This window comes from Prevotella sp. MGM1 (assembly GCF_002933775.1).
GTDB lineage: Bacteria > Bacteroidota > Bacteroidia > Bacteroidales > Bacteroidaceae > Prevotella.
In genome coordinates this window covers 25,053-33,265 of record NZ_BEWV01000104.1, presented here as the reverse complement: position 1 = coordinate 33,265, position 8,213 = coordinate 25,053, and the positions used below count along the sequence as shown (strand labels likewise).

Here is an 8,213-nt window from a genome sequence, read left to right as displayed (position 1 = left end):
TATGCTTATAGAATCTTTAGCACAGAAAACCAGACTTGCCATGATGACGGTACTCGCAACCATCGGAGGTTGCGCCGTCATCTGCGGCTTCACGGTCTGGTGCTGCATCTCTTTGGTCACCAAGGAGCGGCAGCAGATATATGTATTGGACGGTGACATTCCTTTCTTGGCGGAACGTGCCAATTTGGAAGCGAACTTTATTATGGAGGCGAAGGCGCACATCCAGCTCTTTCATCAATACTTCTTCAACCTGCCACCCGATAACGACTATATCAAGTGGACGGTCAGCAAGGCGATGTATATGGCGGACGGTACCGCTTTGAAACAGAAACAGGCGATGGACGAGAACGGTTTTTATTCCGACATCATATCGTCATCGGCAGTCTGCACCATTATGTGCGATTCCATCCAGTTTGACGAACATGAACGGAAATTCACCTACTACGGTACGCAGCTAATCAAGCGGCGCACCCGTGACTTGAAACGGACGATGGTAACGACCGGGTATTTGGAGAATGTGCCGAAGACGAGGAACAATCCCCACGGACTGATGATTACCAACTGGCGCACCATAGAGAACAAGGATTTGGATTATTAAAAACAGCAACAATGAAATCACTCAGAAAGATATTGCATGAAAGCCGTCTGAAAACCCACCAACAGGTTCGGGCATGGCTGCAACCCAAGATGGGGGCAATCGGTACGAAGTATCGGCTGGCGGCAAGAATACGTTTGGCCAACGCATGGGCGACCAAACATCCGAAGCGTACATTCGCTTATGTAACCGGGACATTGGCTTTTGTTCTGGTGGGCAACATTTGGATTAGTGGGGCCAATGTAGATTCTTCTAACGAATTGAATGAAGCAAATCAAAATCTGATAAGCAACATGGAACCGCTTTTCACAGGCTTCCATACCATACAGGCAAACAAGGACATCCAGCGCAACACGCTGATGGACTTGGTAGTCCAAGGTCAGGAACTCCGTGAGGAATTGGATTCCATGATTGCCGTACCGCATAAGTCAAGGATGGATTCCACCCGTATCGTTCAACGATACCGTCAGCTTGAAAACATTGTCAAATCCCTTAATAATAACGAGACCAAATGATTAAAATCAATTTCAAACAACCCAAGTATATCTTTCCGCTGGTGGTGTTCGTGCCGCTATGCGCGTTGATATACTTCGTGATGCAGATGTTCTCCGGTGATGGTGATACCGGTCAGTCGGTAGCCACCGACCGCATCAACATGGAACTTCCCGAAGCCCGTGCGGAAGAAGCTGGAGATAAGATGTATGAAATGTCACGCAGATTTGGTGACGAGGATGCCTTTACCGCAGTCGGTGCCATCGGTGAGGAGAAGAATGAGACCGAGGAACTGGAACATGGTTACACCGAGGAAGAACTGAATATGCTTGATGCAGCCGAGGCGGAACGCATCCGTCAGCAGAAAGAAATGGAAGAACTGGAGCGTTCCCTTGCAGAATCCCGAAAGCATATCAATGAATATGCCTATGGCGACCCTTCACAGAATGGTGAAAGTTACTCATCTAAAGACGAGTTTGCCCAAGATTTGGAGGAAATCCAACGCAGGAGTTATGAACGGCAGAAAGCCATCGAGAGCGGGTTGGGCATAACCAACCCGGAGCAGGAAGAGGCTTTGCAAAGGCAACGTGCGGATTCCATAGCCAAAGTCAGGCAGGAAGAGAAAGAACACAACCGTCCCAAGCTGGTTATCAAATCCTCCGATACCAATGCGGACAAGTTCCACACGGTATCTTCTTCGGACGATGCGGTGGATGCCAAACTGATCCGTGCGATGATTGACCAGACCACCAAGGCGCGTGAAGGTACCCGTCTTCGATTCAAACTATTGGACGATGTGACGGTTAGCGACATCAACTTGAAGAAAGGCACTTACCTTTATGGAACGGTGACAGGTTTCGGGCAGCAGCGTGTACGTGCGGCCATCACCAGCATCCTGGTTGGGGACAAGTTCGTAAAGGTCAATCTGTCCGTTTTTGACAATGATGGTATGGAAGGCTTCTATGTTCCCGAATCTCAGTTCCGTGACTTCGTAAAGGATGCCGGTTCCAGTGCGGCGCAGCAGAATATCAGCTTTGATTCGGGAAGCGGATATGAAACCGGCATATCGGCTGAAGCCATCGCCTTGCAGACCTTGCAGAATATGTATAACTCGGCATCGTCGGCCATATCCTCCAATATCCGAAAGAACAAGGCGAAAATCAAGTACAATACCATTGTGTATCTGATAAATTCGGATGAAGCAAGGTAGAGATTATTAAAACAAGAATCATTAAAATTATAATTCAATTCGTATGAAATCCAAGATTTTTCTTTTCATTCTCAGTGTCTTCTTTGTCGTGGGCAACGCATCTGCCAACGAAAGAATCTATGTCAATAGCGGAGTGACCACCCACATCGTCATGCCGGAGAATATCAAGTTAGTGGATATATCCACTCCCAAGATTATCGGCAACCAGTGTGCCGACAACATTGTGCGTATCAGACCTTTTCAAGAGAGCGATTTCATTTCGGTATGCGATTATAAGGAAGATGAACTGTTAGGTACGCTTACTTTGATAGGTGAACGGCATATCGCGCAGTATGATATTGTCTATACACAATCCCCCACATTGGCGGCATCCATCTTCCAAGTGCCATACAGCGATACGCAATCTTATATCAACCCGGAGGTGTCTATGCCCATGTCGGAAATGGCCCGCTATGCGTGGGCGGTTTATGGCAGCGACCGCAAGTTCAATCAGGTGGTGTCAAAGGCGCACGGTATGAAGGCTGTAGTCAATAACATCTATGCCATCGGGGATTACTTCTTCATTGATTACTCGTTGCAAAACAAGACAAAGATTCCTTACGACATAGAAGAACTGCGAGTGAAGCTGACCGACAAGAAGCAGAGCAAGGCAACCAACTCACAGACCATCGAACTGACTCCGGTATTCTCGCTTAACTATGCCAAGAAGTTCCAGAAGAACTATCGCAATGTGTTGGTGCTCCCCAAGCTGACATTCCCGGACGAGAAAGTGCTGCGACTGGAGATTTCAGAGAACCAAATCAGCGGCCGCGTCATCGTGCTGACCATCGAATACGAGGACATCCTCAATGCCGACGGCTTTGACTCGGACATCTTGAAGAACTGCGATTATTATCCGTATCACTACATTAAATACTCTGACGTACAATGAAAAAACTATTATTTATTCTACTTTGTGCGGTTATGACCATAGGAACATCCGCACAAGCACAAGATGCCAAACTCACGATAAATGCAGGCTTCCAGTTCCCCTCCACGTTGAACGCCACGGTCGGCTATGAACATCCGCTGTCCTACGGCAATGCCGTGGAGTTGTATGGCGAGGTGGGCAACCACTGGAGGAAAGATGACTTTTGGAAAGGTTACTTCTGGGATGGTGGTATTGTTTACAAACAACGGCTTGCCCGATATAAGAACGGTATGCTTCGCTTCCGTTTCGGCCCTCAATTCGGTGCGGTGGAAAGGAAATTCTTTCTCGGACTGGAAGCGGGCTTTGAATACAGCTACGTTTTCAGAAACGGATGCGAGTTTGTAATAACCCAAAAAAATAACGTGAACTTTCTGCATGGGGACACTTTTCGTAACGGATTGCTATTGGGCATAAAGATACCATTTTAACCGAGTGATAATTTTAGATTAAACAAAGTAACGTATGGCATTTGAAGAAACAAGGGAACAGCAGCAGATGTATAACTACTTCCGTAGCTGCATCTACATCTTTCTCATCATTGAGATAATTATGAATCTGCCCATTGCGGCAGATAACCGTATTACGCAGTTTATTCTTGACCTGTTAGGCAGATTCCCCGTGTTCACGTCCGTTTCGGGTTGCAAGATGGTGGAACTGGTCTGCATCTGTGTGGTGTGTATTGGCACAAAGGCGAAGAAGGCATTGAAGTTCAATGTGAAGACAATGGTCATCTACCCTGTATTAGTCGGATTGACCCTTGTCGGACTTTGTTTCCTCTTTCACAAGATGGACTTCGGAATGAGTTGGATGGGATTCCCTGCCAATCGTATTCTCTATGCCGTATGTTCTGTGGTAGGTACCATGCTGGTGCATCAGGGATTGGATGGCATCGCCAAGTATTACAACTATAAGGTTGGTGATGACCGTTTCAATTTCGAGAATGAGTCCTTCCAACAGTCGGAAGTGCTTGCCAATAACGACTACTCGGTAAACATACCGATGATATACTATTGGAAACGGAAGATGCACAAGGGTTGGATCAATATCATCAACCCGTTCCGTGGCACGATTGTTCTCGGTACTCCTGGTTCGGGTAAGTCTTTCGGTATCATTGACCCGTTCATAAGACAACACGCCGCAAAAGGGTTTGCCATGATGGTGTACGATTTCAAGTACCCGACATTGGCAAAGACGCTTTTCTATCAGTTCTGCAAGAATCGGAAAGCCGGAAGGCTTCCAGCTAATTGTGGTTTCCGTACCATCAACTTTACGGATGTGGAATACTCAGACCGAATCAATCCTATTCAACGGAAGTATATCCCGGACTTGGCGGCGGCTTCTGAAACGGCTGCTACTTTGCTGGCATCCTTGAACAAGGGAGGTGGCGAGAAGAAAGGCGGCTCGGAAGCCTTCTTCACCAATTCGGCAGAGAACTTCCTGGCAGCGATTATCTATTTCTTTGTAAACTTCCACCCTGTCGGGTTCAGGAACGGAAAGAAGTTGAAACGCTATATTCTACTGGAGGGAAAGAAACTGGAGATTGTTATTCGGAATTGGGATGACTTCAATGCCATAGACGATAAGGGAAACGTGGTGTTAGACTTTGTTGATGAGAACGGCAATGATGTTTCTACGGATGAGGATAGGATGTTTGTGGACTTGAACGGCTTTTCTTATAAGGACAGAACCAAAAGGTTGATTAAGATTGAACGCTGCTGGTATGAGGATGAACACGGCAATGAGGTTGAGCCGGACACCATTACGGGCGAGTTTTCTGATATGCCGCACGTATTGTCCTTCCTTGGTAGGTCTTACGACCAGGTGTTCAACATCCTGATGCAGGATGACAAGATAGCCTCACTAATGGCTCCCTTCAAGAGTGCTTTTGAGAACAAGGCGAATGACCAGTTGGAAGGTATGGTTGGTACGCTTCGTGTCAATGCCGCAAGATTGGTATCTCCTGAAGCCTATTGGGTATTTACGGGTGATGACTTCGACTTGAAGATTTCTGACAAGGAGCATCCGAGCTATTTAGTCATAGCCAACGACCCGGAAAAGGAACAGGTAATCGGTTCGCTGAACGCTCTGGTATTGAACCGACTGATTACAAGAGTGAACTCTAAGGGGAACATCCCGGTAAGCATCATCGTGGACGAGCTGCCCACTCTGTATTTTCACAAGATAGACCGCCTTATCGGTACGGCACGCTCCAACAAGGTAGCCGTCACATTGGGTTTCCAAGAGTTGCCTCAGTTGGAAGCGGACTATGGCAAGGTAGGTATGCAGAAGATTATCACCACTTGCGGTAATATCTTCATGGGGGCGGCTCGTAACAAGGAAACATTGGAATGGGCACAGAATGACGTGTTCGGCAAGGCGAAGCAGACCTCACGCTCAATCTCCATCAACGACCAAAAGGTATCTACCACCATCTCGGAGAAGATGGACTACCTTGTTCCGGCAGCCAAGATAGCGGACATGGCTACCGGTTGGCTGGCAGGTCAGGCGGCACGTGACTTTACCGCTACCGATGACAAGATGCTTAACAGCTTCGACATTGAGCAGTCGGAGGAGTTCAAGACCACGAAGTATTTCTGCAAGACCCACTTCGATATGAAGAAGATTAAGATGGAGGAAGACCACTATGTGGTTCTCCCTAAAATCTATGAGTTTAAGAATGACCGTGAGAAAGAGATAATGCTGAACCGCAATTTCAAACGTGTTAATCAGGAGGTCGAGGATATGGTCAAGGAACTGCTTGGAATGAGTTGATTATGGAAAGACTTGCGAAGATACCCACTTTTAGCGGTAGTGTACTAAAGATTATCGCCATTGTATCTATGGTAATAGACCATTGTGCTTATTTTCTGATGGATAACAATTCTACACTTTACGAGGCCATGCGCTGTGTTGGTCGTATCGCTTTCCCGGTGTTTGCCTTCTTGATAGCGGAAGGCTTCGCTTATACGCATAACAGAAAGAGGTACTTTACACGGCTATTGGTATTTGCCGTTATCAGCGAAGTCTCTTGGTATCTGTTGAATGGAGCGGACGGTACGCACAATGTGATGTTCACGTTGGCTTTGGGTGTGGTGGCTTTGGCTGTACTGGAGAAACTGAAAGAGAATAGCGTCCTTTGTGGGATTGCTATTCTCTCTATTGCTTATCTTGCCACTTGGTCAGGAGTGGATTATGAGTGGCGAGGGATATTGATGATTTTAGTTTTCAATCTGTTACGAAATCAAAACGATAATCTTCCTTTTCCCTATGGTCGAATGATGCAGCTTCTTTGTGCTTTTCCATTGATGATGCACTATGGCAGCATCGGTGCTTTGCTGGCTTGTATGACCATATTCTTATACGATGGCGCAAGAGGATTTATCAAGGGCAATGTCGCAAAGTATGGATTTTATGCTTTCTATCCGGTACACTTGCTGCTAATATGGTGCGTTATAACATTTTTAGCACACTGATAACTGCCGGAACATAATCGGGAGCTTCCGCATACCCAATCTTTTTGAGCCAAAGCAGATAGTTCCCATCTTCTCGTTTGTACTTGTACTGTACCTTGGTATAATAAGCACGTACACTTTCCGACCAATGGTCAAACTCATAATACTTCCCGGTACGCGGATTGGTCAATCCAAAGAGGTTGTGCCTATTCCTGCACAGCGGAGAGGTGAACCAGCCCGTTTCCAAAATGGCTTGTGCCAATACTACTTTCGGATATAGGATGCCGTTCCGTTTGATTTCTGCATAAAGATTGGGGATGGTTAATTCAGGGAGAAGCTCGTTTGCTTTAACTCGCTTGAATTTTTGGGACGTTTTACCGTCCACTTTTCGGGTGCATAGACGCTTGTTTGTTCTAATATCAGGTTGAGCTTTTAATGTGCCTTCCAGTTCTTTATTAGGCTCTGTTCGTGCTGTATTATCCTTAATATCAATGTTATTTGCATTATCGTTTGCTCGAATTTGCTTTATTTCAGCTTCTTTCGTTATCGTATAGAATTGTGCCGATGCCATTTCCGGCATCAGCATCAGAATCATTGCAGTCAGAATAGTGTTGCGCATTTCTTCTTTGGGATTTGATGTAGATAATTTTGTGACATCCAAGCGGTAACGACACCGCAAAATTAACAGTTCAACATCATTCAAATGGAATTACACAACAGAAATCTATCCGAAATGCTGCCTTACGAGAAGCTGGCAGTATTGGGCATCGACAAGGAGAAAGCGGATTTGTTGCCCAAAGAGGTAAAGGAGCGACTGGTGTCAGGCGAGGTTACTCCGCTGATGCAGGTCTCTATCCATGCCCGCAATGGCGACATCATCACCTTGCCTGTGAAGTTGCAGCTTACGGCTGACAAGAACGGTAATCCGGCTCTTATCGCCTATCCGGTCAGAGCGGAACTTGAAGTGGAACGTAACAAGGTTCTCCGCTTGACCGAGCAGGAAGCCGCACGGTTACGGAATGGCGAGGTGCTTCAAAAAGCCGTGGAAGTAAACGGTGAGAAAACGCAGCAGTATCTTCAATTAGACCCGGAAACCCAATCGGTCATCCACCGCAAAGTAACCGACATCCAACTGGAGCAGAAGCTCAAAGATATGGAAAAGGTCAATGACATTGAATTGGGCACCCAGCAGAAGCAACAGGTACGCGAAGGCAAGCCCATCGAACTCAATGTAGGCGGTGAGAAAGTTTCCGTGGGCGTGGACTTGAAAGAGCCACAAGGCTTCAAAGTTATCCAAGGCGATATGAAGGAGTGGGAACGGCAGCAAAAACTCCGTTATGACGAGCAGCATCCTGAATACCTGGGGCTGGTAATGACGGACAAGAACCGTTGGGAATATCAAAAAGTCGTGGATGCCCAGTCCAAGGAACGGGCCATCCACCTTAAACCCTCCCGTGAAGAAAAAACAAGCCATACATTTAAACGCTGACGGTT

At 46.6% G+C, this 8,213-nt stretch carries 9 protein-coding genes; 8 read left to right on the top strand and 1 reads right to left on the bottom strand.

The window, feature by feature from the left end; all coding sequences use genetic code 11:
- The first annotated feature begins 1 nt into the window (after nucleotide 1).
- The 7 genes from traK to MoGM_RS03585 are packed head-to-tail and all read left to right on the top strand — an operon-like array spanning nucleotide 2 to nucleotide 6,740.
- Entirely contained in the window at nucleotides 2-598 is a 597-nt protein-coding gene (gene traK, locus MoGM_RS03615) for a conjugative transposon protein TraK (RefSeq protein ID WP_104368795.1), read from the top strand.
- 11 nt (nucleotides 599-609) lie between these two features.
- The gene (locus MoGM_RS03610) at nucleotides 610-1,110 is read left to right on the top strand and encodes a hypothetical protein (RefSeq protein WP_016212933.1); all 501 of its coding nucleotides are present in this window, start codon (nucleotides 610-612) and stop codon (nucleotides 1,108-1,110) included.
- The gene (traM, locus tag MoGM_RS03605) at nucleotides 1,107-2,297 is read left to right on the top strand and encodes a conjugative transposon protein TraM (RefSeq protein ID WP_016212934.1); all 1,191 of its coding nucleotides are present in this window, start codon (nucleotides 1,107-1,109) and stop codon (nucleotides 2,295-2,297) included. Before MoGM_RS03610 ends, traM begins: the two co-directional genes overlap by 4 nt.
- Before the next feature lie 43 nt (nucleotides 2,298-2,340).
- Nucleotides 2,341-3,228: a conjugative transposon protein TraN gene (traN, locus tag MoGM_RS03600; RefSeq protein WP_104368794.1), complete on the top strand. Its 888-nt coding sequence runs from the start codon at nucleotides 2,341-2,343 to the stop codon at nucleotides 3,226-3,228.
- A complete protein-coding gene (locus MoGM_RS03595; RefSeq protein ID WP_104368793.1) occupies nucleotides 3,225-3,695 on the top strand; it encodes a hypothetical protein in 471 nt (156 codons plus the stop codon). Before traN ends, MoGM_RS03595 begins: the two co-directional genes overlap by 4 nt.
- Before the next feature lie 34 nt (nucleotides 3,696-3,729).
- Nucleotides 3,730-6,039 carry a type IV secretory system conjugative DNA transfer family protein gene (locus tag MoGM_RS03590; protein ID WP_016212937.1) on the top strand — a complete coding sequence of 770 codons (2,310 nt, stop codon included), beginning with the start codon at nucleotides 3,730-3,732 and terminating at the stop codon, nucleotides 6,037-6,039.
- A gap of 2 nt (nucleotides 6,040-6,041) precedes the next feature.
- The gene (locus tag MoGM_RS03585; RefSeq protein ID WP_016212938.1) at nucleotides 6,042-6,740 is read left to right on the top strand and encodes a TraX family protein; all 699 of its coding nucleotides are present in this window, start codon (nucleotides 6,042-6,044) and stop codon (nucleotides 6,738-6,740) included.
- On the opposite strand, the gene MoGM_RS03580 is transcribed toward MoGM_RS03585, so the two are convergent.
- Nucleotides 6,718-7,338, bottom strand: a complete 621-nt coding sequence (locus tag MoGM_RS03580) for a glucosaminidase domain-containing protein (protein ID WP_016212939.1) — start codon at nucleotides 7,336-7,338, stop codon at nucleotides 6,718-6,720. The two genes, MoGM_RS03585 and MoGM_RS03580, sit on opposite strands and share 23 nt — an antisense overlap.
- 84 nt (nucleotides 7,339-7,422) lie before the next feature.
- Here MoGM_RS03580 and MoGM_RS03575 point away from each other — a divergent pair, with 84 nt between their 5' ends.
- The gene (locus MoGM_RS03575; protein ID WP_044214436.1) at nucleotides 7,423-8,208 is read left to right on the top strand and encodes a DUF4099 domain-containing protein; all 786 of its coding nucleotides are present in this window, start codon (nucleotides 7,423-7,425) and stop codon (nucleotides 8,206-8,208) included.
- Nucleotides 8,209-8,213: the final 5 nt, after the last annotated feature.